This window comes from Archangium violaceum (genome assembly GCF_016859125.1).
GTDB lineage: Bacteria > Myxococcota > Myxococcia > Myxococcales > Myxococcaceae > Archangium > Archangium violaceum_A.
Genome location: NZ_CP069338.1, coordinates 1055747 through 1075622, shown reverse-complemented (window position 1 = coordinate 1075622; position 19876 = coordinate 1055747). Strand labels below are relative to the sequence as shown.

Annotated in this window: 18 protein-coding genes; 15 read left to right on the top strand and 3 right to left on the bottom strand. The window is 70.3% G+C overall.

Features of this window, described 5'->3' with window-relative positions; translation table 11 throughout:
- Positions 1-36: 36 nt before the first annotated feature.
- From JQX13_RS04640 to JQX13_RS04630, 3 genes are read left to right on the top strand one after another with little or no spacing between them, the layout of a single operon-like run.
- On the top strand, positions 37-363 hold the full coding sequence (locus tag JQX13_RS04640; RefSeq protein WP_203407865.1) for a cupin domain-containing protein: 327 nt from the start codon (positions 37-39) through the stop codon (positions 361-363).
- Positions 360-1694, top strand: a complete 1335-nt coding sequence (locus JQX13_RS04635) for a thioredoxin domain-containing protein (protein WP_203407864.1) — start codon at positions 360-362, stop codon at positions 1692-1694. The genes JQX13_RS04640 and JQX13_RS04635 overlap by 4 nt, the downstream gene beginning before the upstream one ends.
- Before the next feature lie 11 nt (positions 1695-1705).
- Positions 1706-2083, top strand: coding sequence for a translation initiation factor (locus JQX13_RS04630; RefSeq protein ID WP_203407863.1), 378 nt, complete (start codon positions 1706-1708; stop codon positions 2081-2083).
- 30 nt (positions 2084-2113) lie between these two features.
- Here JQX13_RS04630 and JQX13_RS04625 read toward each other — a convergent pair whose 3' ends face one another.
- Complete coding sequence (locus JQX13_RS04625; protein ID WP_203411875.1) at positions 2114-3184, bottom strand: DMT family transporter; 1071 nt, start codon at positions 3182-3184, stop codon at positions 2114-2116.
- 92 nt (positions 3185-3276) lie between these two features.
- Here JQX13_RS04625 and JQX13_RS04620 point away from each other — a divergent pair, with 92 nt between their 5' ends.
- The 5 genes from JQX13_RS04620 to JQX13_RS04600 are packed head-to-tail and all read left to right on the top strand — an operon-like array spanning position 3277 to position 10728.
- Positions 3277-3669, top strand: coding sequence for a BlaI/MecI/CopY family transcriptional regulator (locus JQX13_RS04620; protein ID WP_203407862.1), 393 nt, complete (start codon positions 3277-3279; stop codon positions 3667-3669).
- Positions 3669-4655, top strand: coding sequence for a M56 family metallopeptidase (locus JQX13_RS04615; protein WP_203407861.1), 987 nt, complete (start codon positions 3669-3671; stop codon positions 4653-4655). The genes JQX13_RS04620 and JQX13_RS04615 overlap by 1 nt, the downstream gene beginning before the upstream one ends.
- A gap of 12 nt (positions 4656-4667) precedes the next feature.
- On the top strand, positions 4668-5957 hold the full coding sequence (locus JQX13_RS04610) for a TolC family protein (protein ID WP_203407860.1): 1290 nt from the start codon (positions 4668-4670) through the stop codon (positions 5955-5957).
- Positions 5954-7564 carry an efflux RND transporter periplasmic adaptor subunit gene (locus JQX13_RS04605; RefSeq protein ID WP_203407859.1) on the top strand — a complete coding sequence of 537 codons (1611 nt, stop codon included), beginning with the start codon at positions 5954-5956 and terminating at the stop codon, positions 7562-7564. The genes JQX13_RS04610 and JQX13_RS04605 overlap by 4 nt, the downstream gene beginning before the upstream one ends.
- Positions 7565-7581: 17 nt before the next feature.
- Positions 7582-10728: an efflux RND transporter permease subunit gene (locus JQX13_RS04600; protein ID WP_203407858.1), complete on the top strand. Its 3147-nt coding sequence runs from the start codon at positions 7582-7584 to the stop codon at positions 10726-10728.
- An 86-nt stretch (positions 10729-10814) separates the two neighbouring features.
- Here JQX13_RS04600 and JQX13_RS04595 read toward each other — a convergent pair whose 3' ends face one another.
- Positions 10815-11819, bottom strand: coding sequence for an isocitrate dehydrogenase (NAD(+)) (locus tag JQX13_RS04595; RefSeq protein ID WP_203407857.1), 1005 nt, complete (start codon positions 11817-11819; stop codon positions 10815-10817).
- 65 nt (positions 11820-11884) lie between these two features.
- Entirely contained in the window at positions 11885-12691 is an 807-nt protein-coding gene (locus JQX13_RS04590; protein ID WP_203407856.1) for a DUF2270 domain-containing protein, read from the bottom strand.
- A gap of 78 nt (positions 12692-12769) precedes the next feature.
- On the opposite strand from JQX13_RS04590, the gene JQX13_RS04585 reads away from it, so the two are divergent.
- From JQX13_RS04585 to JQX13_RS04555, 7 genes are all read left to right on the top strand, one after another.
- The gene (locus tag JQX13_RS04585) at positions 12770-14839 is read left to right on the top strand and encodes a hybrid sensor histidine kinase/response regulator (RefSeq protein WP_203407855.1); all 2070 of its coding nucleotides are present in this window, start codon (positions 12770-12772) and stop codon (positions 14837-14839) included.
- Between the two features lie 159 nt (positions 14840-14998).
- Complete coding sequence (locus JQX13_RS04580; RefSeq protein ID WP_203407854.1) at positions 14999-15625, top strand: TIGR02265 family protein; 627 nt, start codon at positions 14999-15001, stop codon at positions 15623-15625.
- A gap of 13 nt (positions 15626-15638) precedes the next feature.
- Positions 15639-16334: an HAD family hydrolase gene (locus JQX13_RS04575; RefSeq protein ID WP_203407853.1), complete on the top strand. Its 696-nt coding sequence runs from the start codon at positions 15639-15641 to the stop codon at positions 16332-16334.
- Positions 16335-16624: 290 nt separating this feature from the next.
- Entirely contained in the window at positions 16625-17248 is a 624-nt protein-coding gene (locus JQX13_RS04570; protein ID WP_203407852.1) for a TIGR02265 family protein, read from the top strand.
- A 16-nt stretch (positions 17249-17264) separates the two neighbouring features.
- A complete protein-coding gene (locus JQX13_RS04565) occupies positions 17265-17879 on the top strand; it encodes a TIGR02265 family protein (protein ID WP_203407851.1) in 615 nt (204 codons plus the stop codon).
- A gap of 65 nt (positions 17880-17944) precedes the next feature.
- Positions 17945-18595, top strand: a complete 651-nt coding sequence (locus tag JQX13_RS04560) for a TIGR02265 family protein (protein WP_203407850.1) — start codon at positions 17945-17947, stop codon at positions 18593-18595.
- Between the two features lie 33 nt (positions 18596-18628).
- A complete protein-coding gene (locus JQX13_RS04555) occupies positions 18629-19876 on the top strand; it encodes a tetratricopeptide repeat protein (RefSeq protein WP_239014534.1) in 1248 nt (415 codons plus the stop codon).

Genomic DNA, 19876 nt, shown 5'->3' with positions numbered 1-19876 from the left:
GCGTCGCTATATAGAGGCCCGGGAGTGAATGCCACGATGGATGTGAGACACCTGTCGGACTTCCTGGGCTTCTCCGCCGAGAAGCTCCAGAAGCACAACCTTTTCAAGTCGGAACGCTTCTTCCTGGACGTGTACTGCCTCACGCCCGGCCAGTCGCAGAAGCCCCACACGCACGCCTCCTCGGACAAGGTGTACCTCGTCCTCGAGGGGAGGTGCCGTTTCCGTATCGGCGCGGACGAGGCCTCCCATGGCCCCGGCGCCGCCCTCTTCGCACCCGCGGGCGTCGAGCACGGCGTCACCAATGACGGCCCCGACAACGCCCGCCTCCTCGTCCTGATGACCCCCCCTCCGGAGCACGCATGAGCAAGAAGGCCAATCCGCCCCCTCCCGTACCGGTCCGTGGTGCCCTGGCGCTGCTGGGACTGGGCCTCGCCCAGAGCGCGCTCGCCATCTACCAATGGATGGAGCTGATCTCCCTGCGCGGAGGTGGCACCACCAGCTGCGGCATCTCCGAGCATGTCAACTGCGAGACAGTGTGGAACTCGCCCTTCGCCAGCGCGGTGCACGGGCTGTTCCGCATGCCCGTGGCGGGGCTCGGCCTCGTGTGGGGCCTGGTCGCCGTGGCGCTCTCCGCGCTCTACCTGGTGTGGCGGCGCAACGGGTACACCGTGCGTCCCGCCGTCAATGGTCTGCGCCTGACGGCCGCGGCCGGTGTGCTGGCCGTCGCCGTCTTCGCCGCCGCCAGCGCGAGCGCCGGTGCGCTGTGCCCCACGTGTCTGGTCACCTACGCCCTCACGCTCGCCTTCGCCGCCGTGGCCTGGAAGGGCCTGCCCGGTCCCGTGATGCCGCTGGCCGGTGAGTGGGGCCGCGCCCTCCAGTGGGCCGGTGGCTTCGCCGTGGCCGCCTATGTCGCGCTGCTCGGGCCCGGTCTGAAGACTCCCCAGGCCACCGCCGCCGACGAGAAGGTCGCCAAGATGTCCTCCTCCGCGGCCCCCGGCTCGCTCGAGGCCTACCTGGGCTCCCTGTCCCCGCAGGAGCAGCAGGCCGTTTCCAACGGGCTCGCCCAGTACCGCCAGGATACGCCGCTGGCGGCCCGCTCTCCCGCGCGCCGTCTCTACGGGCCCACGACCGCGCCGGTGAAGATGATCGAGTGGACGGACAGCCGCTGCCCCCACTGCAAGTCCCTGGTGGAGGTGCTCGCCCTCATGAAGAAGCGCATCCCCGAGGGCAAGCTGTCGCTGGAGGCCCGCCAGTTCCCGCTCGACAGCGAGTGCAACCCCACCATGCCCCCGCAGGCCACCGACGGCTCGGGTGTGCGCTGCGTGGCCGCCAAGGCGCAGATCTGCCTCGAGTCCGCCCCCGACTTCTGGGTGCTGCGCGAGAAGCTCTTCGCCGCCCAGCGCTCGCTCACGAACCGTGACGCGGTGCTGGACATCCTCGGCTCCGGCTCGGTGCCCCGCTCGCAGCTCGAGGCGTGTGTCGCCAGCGCGGACACGAGCCAGAAGCTGGTGGAGGACATCATGTTCGCCCGGCAGCACGACCTGCACGGCACGCCGCTCGTGGTCATCAACGGCCGCGAGGCGATGGCCAACCCGGCCTTCCTGTACGCCCTCATCATGGCGGACGGGGACGCCAACGCCGAGGCCTTCCGCGTGCTGCCTCCGCCGCAGGCGATGCAGGCCCACGCGCACTGAGAAGGGGCGTCATGGGCAAGCGTGACAAGAAGCCCGAGACGCCCGCTCCGGCGGGGCCCTTCAACAACCCCTTCGCCTCGCTCGGCCTCAAGCGGGAGGCGCTGCCCGAGGGGCCGCCTCCCGCGCCGGTGAGGGCCGAGGAGCCCAAGGGCCCCGCGCGCGCCGTGGTGCGCATGGAGCGCAAGGGCCGCGGTGGCAAGGAGGTGACGGTGGTGGAGCAGCTCGGGCTGCCGGAGGTGGAGCGGGAGAAGTGGCTGAAGGCCCTCAAGGGCGCCCTGGGGTGTGGCGGCGCCGTGGAGGGCGACACGCTGGTGCTGCAGGGAGATCAGCGCGAGCGTCTGCCCTCGCTCCTGGAGGCTCGCGGCGTGCGCCGCGTCACCGTGGGGTGATGAGCCCGGAGAGCCCCCGGCGGGTGGGGCTCAGGGCGGTCCGTGCTTGTGCCGGTGGTGCAGGTCGGACACATGCGGATGGTCGTGGGTGAGGGGCGCGTGCCGGTGGGGATGGCTGTGGGGCTCGGTGGTGTCCGTCATGCCCGGGTGCTCGTGCTGGTGGTGCTCGTCATGCACGTGCAGGTGCTCGTGCTCCAGCGCCTCGTGGGTATGGAGATGGCCATGGCGCTCGCGCACGAGGAGGACGACGCCCAGCGCCATGGCCGCGCCGCCCAGCAGCTCCGTGAGGGAGAGCCGCTCGCCGAGCAGCGGTAGCGCGGCCAGGGCTCCCAGGAAGGGGGCCGTGGCGAAGTAGGCGGCCTCGCGCGCGGCCCCGAGCAGGCGCAGTGCATACATGTCCAGGACGATGCTCAAGCCGTAGCTGGCGGCCCCGAGCGCGAGCGCCGCGGCCACCCCGTGTGCTCCCGGTAGCGGCTGCCTCGTCACGGTGGCGAGGACGAGCATGCAACTGCCCGCCCCCAGCGCCTTGATGCGGACCACGGTCACGGGGTCCTTCAACGAGAGGCGCTGCGTGAGGTTGTTGTCCACCGCCCAGGACAGGCACGCGCCCGCCACGGCCAGCACTCCGGGCCAGTCCGCGCGTACCTCGCCGGACTGGAGCCCGAGCACCGCCGCGCCGCAGAAGATGAACCCGGTGGCGAGTCCCGCCCGCCGGCCCAGGTGCTCGCCGAAGAGGAGCACGGCGAGCAGGATGGTGAAGGGGCCCTCGAGGTTGAGCAGCAGGGAGGTGGCCACCGCCGAGAGCCGTGCGAGCCCCACCAACATCAGCACGGGACCGAGCATCCCACCGCAGAGGATGATGCCCGCGAGCAGGGGCCAGTCCCTCCGCGCCAGGGGCGCCTCACGGCGGGGGACGCCGGCCCGGCGAAGTCGCGCCGCGATGGAGGCGAGGCTCAGCCCCAACCCGCCCCCCAGATAGAGGAGCGAGGCGAGCATCAGGGGGCCGCTTTCGGGGAGGAGCCGCTTGGCCATGGGCGCGCTCAGTCCGAAGAGCGCCGCGGCCCCGAGGCCCATCAACGCCCCCTTCACCTCGGGTGACATGGACACCGTGCGCCTCCTGCTCGGACGTGAGTGCCGGGTGGACCCCGTACTATTGACGGTAGTAGCGGGCGGGGGAGATACTCCAACTCATCGTGAAGAAGCGCGTCTGGGAGCCCCTGGGCCGATTGGAATCGGCTGTGATGGAAGTCGTCTGGACCCATGCCCCGGTGACGGCCCGCGAGGTGTGTGACCGGATGACGGGGGCCGAGGAGCGGGCCTACACCACCATCATGACCACGATGGACCGGCTCCACCGCAAGGGACTGCTCGTTCGCGAGAAGGACGGTCCGGCCTGGCGGTACGCACCCGCGCTCGGCAAGAGCGAGTTCGAGAAGGCGCTCGCGGACGGGCTGGCGGCGGAGATCCTCCAGGCCCACGGCGAGGTCGCGCTCTCCGCCTTCGTCGATGCCGCGGCCCAGGTCGATGAGGGGCTGCTCGATCGGTTGGCGCAGCTCATCACCCAGCGGCGCCGGAGACGCGGGTGATGGCGACCCTGGCCTTCCTCCTGGAGTGCGCGGCGACGGCGGCCCTCGTCGGGACGGCGGTCTCCCTGCTCGTCTGGCCAGCGCTCCTGGTGCTTCGTGCGCGGGCGCTGCAGCGCGTTCCGGCGCTCCGCGCGGACCTGGCCTTCGTGCTCGGCACGTTGCCCGCCCTGGCCTCGGTGGGGGTGGTAGCCGCCGCGGCCGCTCCTCCGCTCGCCGCCGCGCTCGGGCTGGCGGCTGACCACTGTCTGGGTCATGGGCACCACGTCCACCTCTGCTTCCTCCACACGGCGACGGTGCGGCCCGTTCTCGCGACGGTGGGAGCCTTCTCGCTTGTCGTGTTCCTCTTCCGTGCCGGGGACGTCGTCCTTCGGCTGCTGCGGGTGCGTGCACGGCTGTCCGCCCTCGAGTCGCTTGGCACTCCGCGCTCCGGGCCCTTCCCCATCGTCGCCGTGCCAGGGGCTCCACGGCTCTGCCATGCGGTCGGACTCGTGCGCCGACGCATCCTGCTGTCAGCCAGTCTGGAGGAGTCGCTGACCCAGGTGGAGCTGCGCTCGGCACTGGCGCACGAGGAGGCCCACTTGCGCCGGCGAGAGCCGCTGCTCGGGTTGCTCCTCGGGGTGGCCGGGCTGTTCGCCGCGCCGTTCCTCGCTCGGGCGTGCGTGACCGTCTACCAGACGGCCGCGGAGGAAGCGTGCGATGCCGAAGCCGCGGCGGCGGTGGGGGATGGCGGGCTGGTGGCGGGCGCGCTCGTCAAGGTGGCCACCCTGCAGCGACGGCTCTCCAACGTCGCGGGGGAGATGCCCGCCTTCGGGGCCCTCGCGCTGGAGCGGCGTGTCCGGCTCCTGCTCGATGAGGAGGCGCGAGCCACCTCGGCGCAGGCCCTTCGTGTCGCGGGCGTCATGGCCCTCGCCGCGGGGCTGCTCGCATTCGCGTACACCGCCTTCCTCCACCATGCGGTGGAGACGGCGCTCCATCTCCTCTTCTGAGGGTCCCAGGCCATGTGCATGTGCTCGCCCCCTCCTGGTCCGTCCTCCTCTACTATCGCCGGTAGTATCGCCCTGCTGCTGCTGGCCGGCACGGCCCTGGCGCAGCCCGCGCTCGATGAGCAGCAGTACGTCACGCGGGTGCTCGAGTCGGGCCTGGAGGCGCGTGTCGCCGAGCAGGAGGCCCGGCTGGGCCGCGCCGAAGCCGTGGGCGTCGGCCTGTGGCCCGACCCCGCCCTGGAGTGGGAGCGCCAGAAGACGAGCTCCGGAACACGCTCGGGGGAGAGTCAGGACGTGTTGCGGGCCTCCATCCCCCTGGTGCTCTCCGGACGGTTGGGCCTGGAGGCGAAGGCCGCCGAGCAGCACGCACGAGCCGCCGAGGCGCGGCACGAGTGGGCCCGGGCCGGTTTGCGTCATGAGGCGACACGGGCCTTCGCCGCGGTGCTGGCGGCCCGGGAACGCCGGAGCATTCTCGAGGAGTCACTCGCCCAGCTGGGGCGCCTGGTCGAGGCCATCGCCACCCTCGAGCGGGCGGGGGAGGCCGCGGGCTATGACAGGCTGCGCATCGAGCTGGAGCTGGCGACGGTGCGGGATGCGCTGCGCGGTGCCGCGCTGGACGCGCGTCAGGCCGAGGCCCAGGCGTTGCGGCTCCTCGGGCCCGAGGTGACGGTGCTGCCCCCCTTCGAGGGTCCTCTGCTGGCGGAGCGGTCCCTGCCGGAGGGAGCCTCGCTGTTGGCGCGGCTCGAGGAGCGGCGTGGCGACCTGCGCGCCCTCACGCTCGAAGCCCGTGGCGCGGAGGCCGCCCGGCGCGCGGCGGGCCGGGGTTGGATTCCAGAACCCACCGTGCAGGCGGGGGCACAATTCCTCGACGTGGGACAGCCGGGTGCCGGGGCCGGGTACGTGGTGGGCGTGGAGCTGCCGTTGCCCTTCTTCGATCGCCGGCAGGGCGATGCGGCCCGGGCGCGAGCGCGCCAGGGGCTCTCCGAGGCACGTCTCGCGGCACTGCTCCACGAGGCACGGAGCCGGTTCGCGGTCGTTCTCGAGGTGGTGTCCGGCCGACGGGAGCGACTGGCGCGGCACCGGACCGAAGTGCTCGAGCGCGCGGAGGAGTTGAGGCGGATCGCCGCGACGGCCTACCGGGGTGGAGGTGCCGGGCTCCTCGTCCTGGTCGATGCCGAGCGCGCTGTTCGTGAGGCGCGCCTCACCATCGTCGAGCTGGCGGTGTCCCTGCTCGAGGCCGAGACGGATCTTCTTCTTCTCGCGGGTGCCTACGACAGCGCCACGCCCCGGAGTGCCACCCCATGATGAGCCGCCCTCTTCTTCTCGTCCTCTGCCTGGCGTGCATGCCGGCGTGCAAGTGGGCCCCGAGCGACCATGAACATGGCGCTGGCCAGGGCCATGAGCACGGCCACGAGCACGGAGCCGCCGCGAACGAGCCGGAGCGCCCGGGCCAGTCCGTCACCGTCTACCAGGATGGCTTGGAGCTCTTCATGGAGTACCCGTCGTTCGTCGTGGGCCAGCCCTCGCCCCTGGTGGCCCACTTCACCGACGCACGCGACCCCAACGGCTTCCACGTGGTGACGAAGGGACACGTGACGGCCACCCTGCGCTACGCGGACGGCGCGGAGGAGCGCTTCGTGGCCGAGAAGCTCCTGCGTGATGGCATCTTCAAGCCGGAGGTGCGGCCCACGAAGGCGGGAGAGAGCACGCTCACCTTGCGGCTCGAGGGCGAGCAGGTGTCGGGCACCGTGGAGGTGGGCAGGGTGGTGGTGTACCCCACGGTCGCCGCGGCCGTGGCCGCCGCGCCGCCCGAGGAGGAGGGCGGCGCCACCGTGCCCTTCCTCAAGGAGCAGCAATGGAAGACGCAATACGCGACGGCGCCGGCCGAGTCGCGCGTGCTCCAGGGCGGGGTGCGCGCCAACGGAGAGCTGAAGCCCGTGGCGGGCCAGTCCGCGGAGCTGGCCGCTCCGGTCGCGGGGCGTGTCTCCGTGGGTGACAAGGTGGTGCACCTGGGGCAGCGCGTGCGCAAGGGGGAGGTGCTCGTGCGGCTGGTGCCCACCGGCTCGGCGAGCGGCACGGACCTGGCCTCGGTGGAGATGGAGGCGGCGCGCGCGAAGGCGGAGCTGGGCCTCGCGGAGCGGGAGGTGAAGCGCGCGGAGGAGCTGTTCGCGGGCAAGGCCATCCCCGAGAAGCAGCTGGATGCGGCGCGGGTGGCGCACGAGGTGGCGGCGGCGCGGGTGGCGGCCTCCGAGCGCCAGCTCGCGCTCTATCGCAGCACCCAGCGCGGGTCGGCGGGCCCGGGTGGCACGGCCTTCGAGCTGCGCTCCCCGGTGGAGGGGGTGGTGTCCTTCGCGGACGTCATCCCCGGGGCCGTGGTGGAGGCGGGCAGGCTTCTCGTGTCGGTGGTCAACCCCGAGCGGCTGTGGCTGGAGGCTCGCGTGTTCGAGGCGGACGCGCCAAGGGTGGAGCGCTCGCCCGGGGCTTCCTTCTCCGTGGCGGGCTTCGACCATGAGTTCACCGTGGACGAGAAGACGGGGCGCCGGGTCGCGGTGGGCTCGGTGGTGGACAGGGCCTCGCGCACGGTGCCAGTCATCTTCGAGCTGCCCAACCCCGGCGGTGTCCTCAAGCCCGGCATGTTCGCGAAGGTGACGCTCTACACGGGGCAGACGTTGCGCGGGGTGGCCATTCCCGAGTCGGCCGTCGTGGACGACAACGGCAAGCCCACCGTCTTCGTGATGGAGGGCGGTGAGTCCTTCTTCAAGCGCGCCATCCAGGTGGGGGTCCGCTCCGGCGGCTACGTCCAGGTGCTCGAGGGCGTGAAGGAGGGTGAGCGGGTCGTCTCCCGCGGGGCATACGAGCTCAAGCTGTCCACCGCCACGGGCGCCATCCCCGAGCACGGCCACCAGCACTGAGCCGGAGCACCACGAACATGAACCGCCTCATTCGCTGGTCCATCGACAACCGCCTGCTGGTGGTGGCGGCCTGTGTGCTGCTGCTCGTGCTCGGGGTGGAGACCGCCCGGAAGATGCCGGTGGACGTCTTTCCGGACCTCACCGCGCCCACCGTCACGGTCATCACCGAGGCGCATGGGCTGGCGCCCGAGGAGGTGGAGACGCTCGTCACCTTTCCCATCGAGACGTCGGTGAACGGTGCCACGGGCGTGCGCCGGGTACGCTCGGCCTCTGGAGTGGGCATCTCCATCATCTGGGTGGAGTTCGAGTGGGGCACCGACATCTACACCGCGCGGCAGGTGGTGAACGAGAAGCTGCAGCTCGTCGCCGCGCAGCTCCCGCCGGACGTGCCGCCGCCCTCCATGGCGCCCATCTCCTCGGTGATGGGGGAGATCCTCTTCCTGTCCGTCTCCTGGGACAAGTCAGCGCTGGCGCGGGATGAGGCGGGGCGCGAGGCGCAGATGATGGAGGCTCGCAGCCTGTCGGACTGGGTGTTGCGCAAGCGCCTGCTGTCCGTGTCGGGCGTGTCCCAGGTCGTCCCCATTGGCGGGGCGGTGAAGCAGTACCAGGTGTTGCTGCGGCCCGAGGCGCTCCAGGCGCTCGATGTCAGCATCGAGCAGGTGGTGCACTCGCTGCGGACGACGAACCAGAACGCCTCCGGTGGCTTCTACGTGGAGGGTGGGCAGGAGTACCTGCTGCGGGCGGTGGGACGGGCCCGGGGGGCGGGGGACATCGCCAACACGGTCGTCACCGTGCGCGCGGGTCATCCCATCACCGTGGGACAGGTGGCGGACGTGAGGGTGGGACCCAAGCCCAAGCGCGGAGAGGGCAGTGCCAACGCGGAGCCCGCCGTCATCCTCGCGGTGATGAAGCAGCCGGACGCCAACACGCTGGAGCTCACCCGGCGCCTGGACGTGGTGCTCGACGACATCCAGCGCACCCTTCCCCAGGGCCTGGTCATCCACCGCGACATCTTCCGGCAGTCGGACTTCATCTCGGTGGCGGTGCACAACGTGTCCGTGGCGCTGCGCGATGGCGCCATCCTCGTGGCCGTCATCCTGCTCGTCTTCCTGATGAACCTGCGGGCGACGTTCATCTCGCTCATGGCCATTCCGTTGTCGCTGGTGGTGGCGGTGCTGGCGCTCGCGGCGTTCGGCGTCACGCTCAACACGATGACCATTGGTGGGCTGACCATCGCCATCGGCGCGTTGGTGGACGATGCCATCATCGACGTGGAGAACGTCTTCCGGCGCCTGCGGGAGAACGCGCACCTGCCCGAGAGGCAGCGCCGGTCCGCCTTCGAGGTCATCTACCGGGCCTCGGTGGAGGTGCGTGGCGCCATCGTCTTCGCCACCCTCATCATCGTCCTCGTCTTCGTGCCGCTCTTCTTCTTGTCGGGACTGGAGGGGCGGATGCTGGCGCCATTGGGGCTGGCGTACATCGTGGCCATCACCGCCTCGCTGGTGGTTGCGGTGACGGTGACCCCCGCGCTGTGCGCGTACCTGCTGCCCCGGGCCCGCTCGTTGGGCCACGAGGAAGGGTGGGTGCTGCGCTGGCTGAAGGCGCGTTACCAGCCGCTGCTCGCCTGGGCGCTGGCGCGGCCGAAGGCCATCCTCGCCGGTGCGGGCCTGGCCTTCCTGGCCACGCTCGCCATCATTCCGTTCCTCGGGCGCGCCTTCCTGCCCGAATTCAACGAGGGCACGCTCACCCTCAACGTCGTCACCTTGCCGGGCACTTCGCTGGAGGAGTCGGACAAGCTCGGCCGGCGGGTGGAGCAGGCGCTGCTGGCCCTTCCCGAGGTGGTCTCCACATCCCGTCGCACGGGCCGCGCGGAGCTGGACGAGCACGCCCAGGACGTCAACGCGGCGGAGCTCGACGTGAGCCTGGACCTTTCCAGGAGTCACCGCGACAAGGAGGCGCTGCTGGAGGCGATGCGCAAATCTCTCGCCCAGGTGCCGGGGGCCGTCATCACCATCGGCCAGCCGCTCTCCCACCGCATCGACCACATGCTCTCGGGCTCCCGGTCCGCCATCGCGCTGAAGCTCTTCGGGGACGACCTGGAGAAGCTGCGGGAGCTGGCCGAGCGGGTGAAGAAGGTGGCCGAGGGCACCCCGGGCGCGGTGGACGTCGCCATCGAGCAGCAGGTGGACATTCCCGAGCTGGAGATTCGCACCGACCGGGACGCGGTGGCGCGCTACGGCCTCACCACGGGCGAGGTGACCGAGGCGGTGGAGCGGGCCTTCGCCGGGCAGACGGTGGGCTCGGTGCTGGAGGGGCAGCGCGCGGTGGAGCTCGTGGTGCGCCTGGACGATGCCTCCCGGGCGGACCTGGACGCCATCTCCTCCACGTTGATCGACACGCCCGTGGGGCCTCGCATCCCGCTGAAGATGCTCGCGAACCTCTCGCGCTCATCCAGTCCGAACACCATCAGCCGCGAGGGCGTGCAGCGCAAGATGGTGGTGCAGGCCAACGTGGCGGGACGGGACCTGTCCGCGGTCGTGGACGACCTGAGGGCCCGGGTCGCCCGCGAGGTGTCGTTCCCCACGGGGTACTACCTCGTCTACGGCGGCCAGTTCGAGAGCGCCGAGGAGGCGGCCCGCGGCATCGCCCTGCTCAGCGTGGGCGTGGTGGTGGGCATCTTCCTGTTGCTGGTGGTGGCCTTCGACTCCGTGCGCAACGCGCTCCTCACCCTCATCAACCTGCCGCTGGCCCTCATCGGCGGAGTGGTAGCGGTGGCCCTGTCCTCGGGGGTGGTGAGCGTGGCCTCGCTCGTGGGCTTCATCACCCTGTTCGGCATCGCCACGCGCAACGGCATCCTCATGGTGAGCCACTTCGAGCACCTGATGACCGAGGAGGGGAAGAGTCTGTCCGAGGCGGTGGTGCAGGGCTCGATGGAGCGTCTGGCCCCCATCCTCATGACGGCCCTGTCCGCGGGGCTCGCGCTGGTTCCGCTCGTCATCGCCGGCGGCGACGCGGGCAATGAAATCCAGGCCCCCATGGGCGTGGTCATCCTGGGAGGGCTTCTCTCCTCCACCTTCCTCAACATGCTGGTGGTGCCGGTGCTCTTCCGTCTCTACGGCAGGCCCCCCGCGGCGCGCGCGCACCTGGTGTCTGGCGAGGGGTGAGACAGGGGGGCGAGGGGAGGACCCATTGGGCTCGATACCCTCACCCCGTCCCTCTCCCAGGGGGAGAGAGGGGTTGTGTTGCTCGACTACAGCGCCGCGATGACCGCGTCGGTGAACTCGCGCGTGGTGGCGCTGCCACCCAGGTCTCCCGTGCGCGCCTTGCTCTCGCCGTGGACCTTGTTCAGCGCGTTCTCGAACTTGCGCGCCTCGTCCTTCAGGTCGAGCCAGTCCAGCATCATCACCGCCGACATCATCAGCGCCGTGGGGTTGGCCAGGCCCTTGCCCGCGATATCCGGCGCCGTGCCGTGCACCGCCTCGAACATCGCCGTGCGCTCGCCGATGTTGGCGCCCGGCACCAGGCCCAGGCCGCCCACCAGCCCCGCGCACAGGTCGCTGATGATGTCCCCGTACAGGTTCTCCATCACCAGCACGTCGTAGCGGGTCGGGTCCTTCACCAGCTGCATGCACATGTTGTCGATGATGACCTCCTCGTACTGGATCTCCGGGAACTCCCGGCCCACCTTGCGGGTGCAGTCGAGGAAGAGGCCATCCGACAGCTTCATGATGTTGGCCTTGTGGACGCTCGTCACCTTCTTGCGCCCGTTCTTCTTGGCGTACTCGAAGGCGAAGCGCGCGATGCGCGTGGAGGCCTTCTCGGTGATGATCTTGAGCGACTCCACCACGCCCGGGACGATGATGTGCTCGAGGCCCGCGTAGAGCGACTCGGTGTTCTCTCGCACCACCACCAGGTCCACGTTCTCGTAGCGCGTCTTCACGCCAGGAACGCTCTTGACCGGACGCAGCGAGGAGTACAGGTCCAGGCGCTTGCGCAGGCCCACGTTCGCCGAGGCCATGCCGCCACCCACCACGGTGCCCGTGGGGCCCTTGAGCGCCACGCCGCTGCGCAGCACCGCCTCCACCGTCTCGTGGGGCAGGTTGGTGCCGTACTTGGCGATGACCTCAGTGCCCGCGTCCTTGAACTCGAACTCGAGGGGGGCCTTGAGCGCCTCGAGGACGCGGATGGTGGCCGCCATGACCTCGGGGCCGATTCCATCACCATTGATGACCGTGACCGTACGCGTATTCGCCATGTCTCGCGCTTCAAGCACAAAAGGCAGGGGCCCGAAAGGGCGAAAACGCCCCGGCTCCAGCCTGGCTAATGCATGGGTGGAGTCTGGATGGGAGGGGTGGGGGGCGGTCCCTTCGGGCCCGCCGTGGGGATACGCCGGCCCCGGCGGCGCGGGGCGAGGGTGGCGTACGGCCGGTAGAAGGACTCCCACAGCGTGGAGCGGCGCCCGCGCGGCCGGCTGCGCAGCTCTCCCAGCGGGGCCCGGGTGAAGAAGGACGCCACGAAGAGGTAGGTGAACACCAGCACGAGCAGGAAGAGGAACGCCATCACCACCGCTCCGTGGAGGGGGCCCACGTGGGCTCGCTCCACGAAATCTCCGAGGCTGCCGGGCGCTCCCGGGTGGCTGTACACCTTGACGAACCAGGAGAGCGTCAGCACCAGCAGGATGGGGCCGTAGGCACGGTTGAGGCGGGTGGAGATGGCGGAGAAGACCGACAGCTGCAGCTGCGGCCGCTCCATGAGGCTGACCAGTTCGCGCAGGGAGTCGGGATCCGGGGGCTCCCGGCGCAGCATGGGAATCCAGTAGCCCTCCTCCAATAGCCGTACCCGCCTCATCCACAGGTCGTAATAGCGGTAGCGGCGCGCCTCGATGGAGAGGAAGGACACCACCATCCAGATGCCCACGATGAAGACGACGTGGGACGCGGTGGAGGAGAAGCCGAAGGAGATGACGGCCGCGGTGGTGGTGAGGGACCAGTTGGTGGTGTTGTCCAGACGTGAACGCCAGGTGTCCGAGCGGCTCAGCTCACCTCGGAACAGTTGGGCCATGGCCGCGTCCGACAGCGACGGGGCCTCGTACTCGTTCTTGTCGCGCTCGTTGCCGTCGATTGCCATCTCCTACCCTCCCCGAGGCTCCCCGGACGCGCGGCTGGCCAGACCGGCCCGCCGTGCCCACCCTCTCCCGGAGGAACCATGGCCATTCCCTTCCTCCAAGACACCCCGCCGCCCGTGGACCCGGTGGCCGCCCTGCTTCAACTGCTGGAAGAAGAGGAGGCGCGCGTGGTGCGCCTGTGGGCCAAGCGCATCCGGGCGGAGACGTACGAACTGGACATCCCCGGGCGCAACCTGCGCGCTCCCCTGCGCGGAATGATGGATGAGCTCGTCCGACTGCTCAGGGACCGGGGGACGGACGCCTTGCGCCTCTGGCCGGAGGTGGTGCGCTCGCACGGCGCCCGCCGGTATGATCAGCGCTTCGACTCGGAGGACCTGGCGCGCGAGTTCAAGGCGCTGGAGGAGGTGCTCCTCTACGTCTACGCCAAGCGCAACGGCCAGCTGGAGGCGGAGGTGGCCACCTTCATCGTGGAGCTGGTGGGCGAGGCACATGCCTCGGCGCAGGCCTCCTTCGCGCGGGTGCTGAAGACGGAGGAGGTGCGCTTCCGCGAGGCGGCGGTGATGGAGTCGGTGCTGCACCACGTGGAGGTGGGCATCCTCCTGGCCGAGGTGGACGGGACGGTGTCCTTCGCCACGCCGCCGGTGAGCCGCCTCATGGGCGTGCCCATGCGGGCCGTGGTGGGCTCGCGCTCGCAGACGTCGCTGTCGGCGGTGCTCACCCAGGTGAACGCGCGCCACCCGGGCGGCGAGCCCTTCAAGGTGAGCGACATGCCCTTCATGCGGGCGCTGCGCGAGCGCGGGCCGGTGCGCGGGGTGATGATGGTGGTGGAGCGGCCCGGTGGGGGCGAGGCCTCCCTGGAGATGAGCGCCACGCCCGTCTGGGAGGAGGGAGGCGAGCTGGCCGGCGTCATCCAGACCTTCACCGACCGCACCGAGGCGGCCAACAAGACGAAGGCGCTGGTGAGCGCGCACGGCGAGCTGCGGCGGTTGCAGGGACGGCTGCTGCAGCGCACGCGCACGCAGGCGCTGGGCCAGCTGGCCAGTGGCGCGGCCCATGCGCTCAACAACTTCCTCAACGTGCTGCGGCTGCGCATCACCCTCCTGCGGCGCGAGTTCAAGCCCGAGCACCTGGACGCGCTGGACAAGACGGTGGGCCAGGTGGGCGAGCTGGTGGCGCGGCTGCAGGAGTTCAACGTGCAGCGCACCGAGGAGCAGATTTCCGACGTGCAGGTGGACGCGACGGTGCGCGAGGCGCTGGAGCTGGCGCGGGCGGAGCTGGAGCAGCGCGAGCACCCGGTGTCGGTGGAGCTCCACCTGGGAGACCCGGGGGCGGTGAGGGCGGACCCGGGCTTCTTCCGCGAGCTGGTGGTGAACCTGCTGCTGGCCGAGCGGGAGCGGCTGGGCGACGTGGGCGGGCGGGTGCGGGTGGAGACGCGGACGGAGTCGAGCGGGTGGGTGTCGTTGCGCGTGGAGGACCATGGCACGCCGTACGACGCGGAGGACATGACGCGCATGTTCGATCCGCTCAACCGTGACGCGGGGGCGCCGCAGCTCTCGCTCCTCCTGGCGGTGGCGCGCAACCAGGTGCAGCGCTGGGGAGGCGAGCTGTCGGTGGAGAACCTGTCCGGCGGGCATGGGGCCGCCTTCGTGGTGCGGCTGCCGCTGGCCAGGTCCACGGAGGACGCGGAGCGGGCGGGCGCGGGCAGGGGTCCGACCGCGGGCCCTCGGCGCTTCCAGCAGACGCGCCGGGTGCTGGTGGTGGACGACGATCCGGACAACGCGCGGATGATGGCGGAGGTGCTCAGCGAGGAGGGCTACGACGTGAAGGTGGCCCACAGCGGCGACGTGGCGCTGAAGATGTGGGAGGAGCGCCGTTACGACGCCGCGCTGCTCGACGCGGTGATGCCGGACCTCTCCGGATGGGAGGTGGCGCGCGAGCTGCGCAAGCGCTCGCCCCAGGCGCTGCTGGCCATCGTCACGGGCATGGACGTGCGCGGGCAGAACCGCTCCAACCTCGCGCTGGTGGACGCCGTGTTCCGCAAACCCATCGACGTGGGCGCGCTCGACGACTTCCTCGGCCAGTCGGAGTCCCCCGTGACCAGCAGTGGTGGTGGCTCTGGCTCCGCCGGAGCCTCCCCTCCTCCCGCGTGAGTCGTGGAACACCGGGGATGTACTTCTTCAGGCCCAATGACAGACGGGGATGGGTGTGAATTGCCTCGGCTGGGTGTGAGCTGCCTCGCCTGACGAAGACCCGGGGAGTGGATACAGTGTCCGCCCATGCTCGGTTCCTCAACTCGGCAGGGGGGTGTCATGCACGTCGTCGATAACCGGGTCTGGTGGCCGGAGGCTCCATCCGGCTCGGATGAGGACCTGGCGCAGCGCCTGGCCATGGCCTCGCCGTCGGACACGGCGCGAGGCATGTTCCTGCGAGCCACGCTGGACGCCGTGCGGACCCTGGGAGACGAGGAGGCGGTGCTCAGCTGCCAGCGGGCGAGCGGGGAGGAGAAGCTGGTGGACTTCTTCATCTACCCCGTCAGCGCGAACCTGCGGATGGTGTTCGCCGCGGCGAGGATGTTGGAGGCGCGGTGCGGCGGCTTCGACGAGGCGCTCCGGCAGCTCGGGTACAAGGCCGCGGAGAGCTTCCTGGCGTCCGCGGCGGGCATGGCGCTCCAGATACTGGCCAGGGGAGACGTGAAGCGGCTGGTGGGCCATCTGCCCTCGGCGTACCGGGCCTCGGTGAGCTTCGGGGTGCGCTCGGTGGTGTGGACGGGGCCGACGAGCGGCCGGCTCACCATGCGGCGCGAGTTCATGCCCCATGCCTTCCATGAGGGATTGTTGCTGGGCGTGCTGGGGAAGGTGCACGCGCGCGGCGCCCGGGTGCGCGGGCATCAGCTCTCCACGCTCGAGAGCGACTACGACCTCTCCTGGGAGGCGTGATAGGGGGAGGCCCATGAGCCTCCCGTCCCGTCCGCTCTCCGCCGCCATCTTCGACATGGATGGCACCCTGGTCGACAACATGCGCTTCCATGTCCAGGCCTGGGTGTCCCTCTCCCGGAGCCTCGGCATCGAGTCGCCCGCGGAGCGCTTCGAGCGGGAGTTCAACGGCCGGCGCAACGCGGAGATCATCCCCGCGCTGCTCGGCCGTCCCGTCTCCGCCGAGGAGCTGATCCAACTGGAGGAGCGCAAGGAGTCCCACTACCGCGATCTCTACGCGCCGCACCTGCGTTTGTTGCACGGTGGTCACGAACTCCTCACGCGGCTGCGCGAGGCGGGCCTGAAGCTCGCGGTGGCCTCGGCCGCGCCCCACGCCAACCGGGCCTTCGTGCTCGACGGGCTGCGACTGCGCCCGTTCTTCTCCCAGGTCGTCGGCGCCGAGGACGTGGAGCGCGGCAAGCCGGCCCCGGACGTCTTCCTCGCCGCCGCGAAGGCGCTCGGGGTGGAGCCCTCCGCGAGCGTCGTCTTCGAGGACGCCGTCAATGGCATCCTCGCCGCGCGCGCGGCGGGCATGTTCGCGGTGGGTGTCTCCACCCTCATTCCCGCCGAGGTGCTGCGGGAGGCCGGTGCCCACTGGGTCATCCCTGACTTCGCCTCGCTCCCAGATGATTTCGAGCAGCTGCTCTTCGGTGCGCCTCGCGCCCTGGTGTGACCCGGACACGCCTCTACCTACCAGATCACCCATGACCATTCTCCGATGAGGCTGTTTGAATCCCATCCCATCGGAATCGTGAAAAGCATTGCAGCGCTGAAAGCATTCACAGACATGAGGTCCGTGTTCGCTGTCGTTGCAATAGCACAATACGAGTGGATGAACGCGGGCCGGCTTTCGCGTCCTCTGGGAAATGCGTCCGCCGGGGCCGGGGTCTACTGACAGGCCGTCCCAAAACATTTAGGATAGGCTTTCCTCAGCGCGGCTGATTCTGCCCAAGGGGGACACACATGGCCGTGAGCAGTGCCGCACGCACCAAGTGGGTAAAGGCAGACACCTGGGAGCTGGAATTGGAGCGGCGGAGGAGTCTGGCCACATCGGACGACACCATCCGAGGAATGCTGTTCAACGGGACGTTGGAGGTACTGCAGTCGATGGGCGCCGAGGCGCTGGCGAAGCGCTGCGTCGAGGAGAGTGGGGAGACACACTTCCTGGACTTTTTCAGCTATCCCGTCCAGAAGCACTGTCAGATGGTGTCGACGGCGCTGCCCCTCCTGGCGCGGCAGTATGGGGACGCGGAGCAGGCGCTGCGGCAATTGGGGCGGTTGGTGGCCAACCGCTTCCTGCGGGTCGGGGCGGGAAGGGTGATGCTGTCGCTGTCGCCGCGCAGTCCAAGGCAGCTGATGTACACGCTGCCCATGGCGTACCGCATGGCGGTGAGCTTCGGCGAGTACGAGATTCGGTGGACGGGGCCGACGAGCGGCCGTCTCACCCTGAAGCGCGACTTCATGCCCCACCCCTTCCATGAGGGCGTGGTGGAGATGTCGCTGACGTTGTGGGGCGCGCGTGAGGTGTGGGTGGGTGGGCGGCAGACGGGCGGGCTCGACAGCGAGTGCGATTTCTGCTGGCAGTGAGACAAGAGGAGCGGGAATGAGCATCGCGGCGATCTCGTGGAGTGTGTCGCCCCGGGATGGCGGGCAGTTCTGGGGACAGCGAATGGCGCTGGCGACCTCGGAGGACATGGCGCGAGGGCTGTTCCTCCAGAGCGCATTGAAGGCCGTGCGGGAGCTGGGGGACGAGGCGCTGGAGAAGCGCTGTGTCTCCGCATGTGGGCAGGCCCGCTTCTTCGACTTCTTCAACTACCCCATCCGGCAGCACCTGCAGATGCTGTCCGTCGCCATGCCGTCCCTGGCCACGCGCCACGGGGACGTCGAGCAGGCCTTGTGGTTGATGGGGCACTGCGTGGCGATGGACTTCCTGGAGTCCGAGGCCGGGAGGACCATGCAGGTGCTGGTGCGCGGTGAGGCGAAGCGGTTGGTGAACAACCTGCCGTCGACCTACCAGGTGTCGGTGAACGGGGTGCGCTCGGTGAAGTGGACGGGGCCGCAGTGCTGCCGCTTCTCCATGAAGCGCGACTTCCTGCCCGCCGCGTTCCACGAGGGCATGCTGGTGGCGATGCTCGAGCGGATGGACGCCAGCAAGGTGAAGGTGGTGGGACGTCAGGTGGACGTGCTCGACAGCGAGTACGACATCTCCTGGCAGTAGGAGCCAGAGCGACGCAACGTCACTTCTCGCACGGTGAGAAGCCCGGTAGCCTCTCCTCTGGAGCGATGGAGGCTGATGCCATCGACGAGGGGTACAACATGAGCACGGGCGCGGAATCGGGCCCTCTGCCACCGGATGTCTGGGCGCGGGACCTGGCGCGGCGGTTGGAGCTGGCGACGCCCGAGGACTCCGTGCGAGGCATGTTCCTGCGGGGGATGTTGGAGTCGGTCCGGGAACTCGGAGACGAGGCCCTGGTGCAGCGCTGCCTCGAGGCCTGTGGCCACGAGAACTTCGTGGACTTCTTCAGCTACCCCACCGCGCTGGAGCTGCGGATCATCTCCGTCGCGATGGAGCCGCTGGCGGCGCGTTACGGGAGCTTCGAGGAGGGGTTGCGGATGCTGGGACGGCATGCCGTGAACGTCTTCCTGTGCTCCCACGCGGGCAGGATGCTGCTGATGGTGGCGGGGGGAAATCCCAAGATGCTGGTGACCAGCGCGCCCACCTGCTACCGGTTCGGCGCGAGCTACGGCCAGCACCACCTGCAGTGGATGGGACAGACGCGCTGCCTCTGGAGCATGAAGCGGGAGTTCAAGCCCTACCCCTACCAGGAGGGCGTGTTCATGGCCTTCCTCGAGAAGACGAGCGCCCGGAAGGTCCGAGTGGTCGGACGCAAGACAGGCGACCTGGATAGCGAGCTCGACATCTCCTGGGAGTGAGCCACGGGCGCGGGGCGGCCTAGACTCCGCCCCGTGGACCCTTCTTCCCTGGAGTACATCCGCCGCAAGGTGGAGGCTGGCGAACCCCTGAGTGACGTGGAGCTGGACGTGCTCCGCTCCGCGGCACGGGACACGCCCGGGCCCACGCTGCGGCTCGCCGTGGCGCATGCGTTGATGAACGCGGACGCGGAGCGCGAGGCCCTGCGCCTGCTGGAGTCGTTGCGACGCGACTTTCCCCAGGACGTGCAGGTGCGGCTGGGGCTGGCGCGGGCGCTGCTCGGGCTGGAGCGCCCGGGCGACGCGGAGGCCGTGTTGCGCGAGGCGCTCGCCCTCAATCCGGGAGATCCGGAGGCCCTCAAGGTGCTCGCGGTGCTGGCCCTGCGGCGGGGCGAGCACGGCCGGGCGCGGGCCTACGTGGGGGAGGTGTTGGAGGGAGATCCACTCGACGGGGATGCGCGGATGCTGCAGGCGGAGCTGGAGGCCGCGGATGTGCCGCCCGCGCCGGAGCCCCGGGTCCAGGCGCTGCGCTCGGAGTTCACCGCCGCGCTGCTGGCCGCGCTGCACCGGGCCCGGGTTGCGTGCCGGCGGCAGGGGAAGGATCTGCTGGTGAAGCTGGCCTCGGGAGAGGTGGGGCGCGTGGACGTGGCCTCGCTCTACGCCGCCTACCACGACGGCGCGCAGGACCTGACCGTGTACGTGGAGGGGCTGGTGGCTCGGCTCCAGGGCCTGTCCGGGCTCACCGGTGAGACACGCTCCCTGGAGGCGAGGGTGCGACCGGTGCTCCGGCCCGCTGGCTTCGCGGCGCAGGCGGTGGGGGCGCTCCACCGGGAAGGGCCCGCGGGGCTCGAGGTCTTCTACGTCCTGGAGGACGCGGAGTTCGTGCACTACCTGCCCGTGGCGTCGCTCGGGCCCGCCGGGCTCACCGGGGAGGCGGTGGACGCGAGGGCCTGGCGCAACCTGGAGGCGGACCCCGCGCCGGTGAGGCCGGTGGTGCTGGACGAGGGGCAGGTGGTGCTCGCGGAGTCCTTCAGCGGCCTGTGGGCGGTGGCCGGGGGAGATGGGTACGACGCGGCCCGGCTCCTCACGGCGGAGCAGCGGCGGCGACTGGTGCTGCACGCGGGCGAGGTGCCGTTGCGTGTCCACCTGGGCCGCCGGGAGTTCGCGCTGGTGTGCCGCGAGTCGGACGCTCCCGCGTGTGAGTCGTTGTCCCGGTTGGGCAGTGCCCCGGATGGGATTCCCGGCCTCTTCCGCCTCGCGGACGGTGGGCTCGAGCGCACCTGA

Coding starts and splice junctions, on each gene's coding strand:
- JQX13_RS04570 (WP_203407852.1), top strand. CDS start 16,625: ATGGCCGTGAGCAGTGCCGCACGCACCAAGTGGGTAAAGGCAGACACC.
- JQX13_RS04625 (WP_203411875.1), bottom strand. CDS start 3,184: ATGTCACCCGAGGTGAAGGGGGCGTTGATGGGCCTCGGGGCCGCGGCG.
- JQX13_RS04560 (WP_203407850.1), top strand. CDS start 17,945: ATGGAGGCTGATGCCATCGACGAGGGGTACAACATGAGCACGGGCGCG.
- JQX13_RS04590 (WP_203407856.1), bottom strand. CDS start 12,691: ATGGCAATCGACGGCAACGAGCGCGACAAGAACGAGTACGAGGCCCCG.
- JQX13_RS04610 (WP_203407860.1), top strand. CDS start 4,668: ATGTGCATGTGCTCGCCCCCTCCTGGTCCGTCCTCCTCTACTATCGCC.
- JQX13_RS04600 (WP_203407858.1), top strand. CDS start 7,582: ATGAACCGCCTCATTCGCTGGTCCATCGACAACCGCCTGCTGGTGGTG.
- JQX13_RS04585 (WP_203407855.1), top strand. CDS start 12,770: ATGGCCATTCCCTTCCTCCAAGACACCCCGCCGCCCGTGGACCCGGTG.
- JQX13_RS04640 (WP_203407865.1), top strand. CDS start 37: ATGGATGTGAGACACCTGTCGGACTTCCTGGGCTTCTCCGCCGAGAAG.
- JQX13_RS04630 (WP_203407863.1), top strand. CDS start 1,706: ATGGGCAAGCGTGACAAGAAGCCCGAGACGCCCGCTCCGGCGGGGCCC.
- JQX13_RS04565 (WP_203407851.1), top strand. CDS start 17,265: ATGAGCATCGCGGCGATCTCGTGGAGTGTGTCGCCCCGGGATGGCGGG.
- JQX13_RS04635 (WP_203407864.1), top strand. CDS start 360: ATGAGCAAGAAGGCCAATCCGCCCCCTCCCGTACCGGTCCGTGGTGCC.
- JQX13_RS04595 (WP_203407857.1), bottom strand. CDS start 11,819: ATGGCGAATACGCGTACGGTCACGGTCATCAATGGTGATGGAATCGGC.
- JQX13_RS04615 (WP_203407861.1), top strand. CDS start 3,669: ATGGCGACCCTGGCCTTCCTCCTGGAGTGCGCGGCGACGGCGGCCCTC.
- JQX13_RS04575 (WP_203407853.1), top strand. CDS start 15,639: ATGAGCCTCCCGTCCCGTCCGCTCTCCGCCGCCATCTTCGACATGGAT.
- JQX13_RS04580 (WP_203407854.1), top strand. CDS start 14,999: ATGCACGTCGTCGATAACCGGGTCTGGTGGCCGGAGGCTCCATCCGGC.
- JQX13_RS04605 (WP_203407859.1), top strand. CDS start 5,954: ATGATGAGCCGCCCTCTTCTTCTCGTCCTCTGCCTGGCGTGCATGCCG.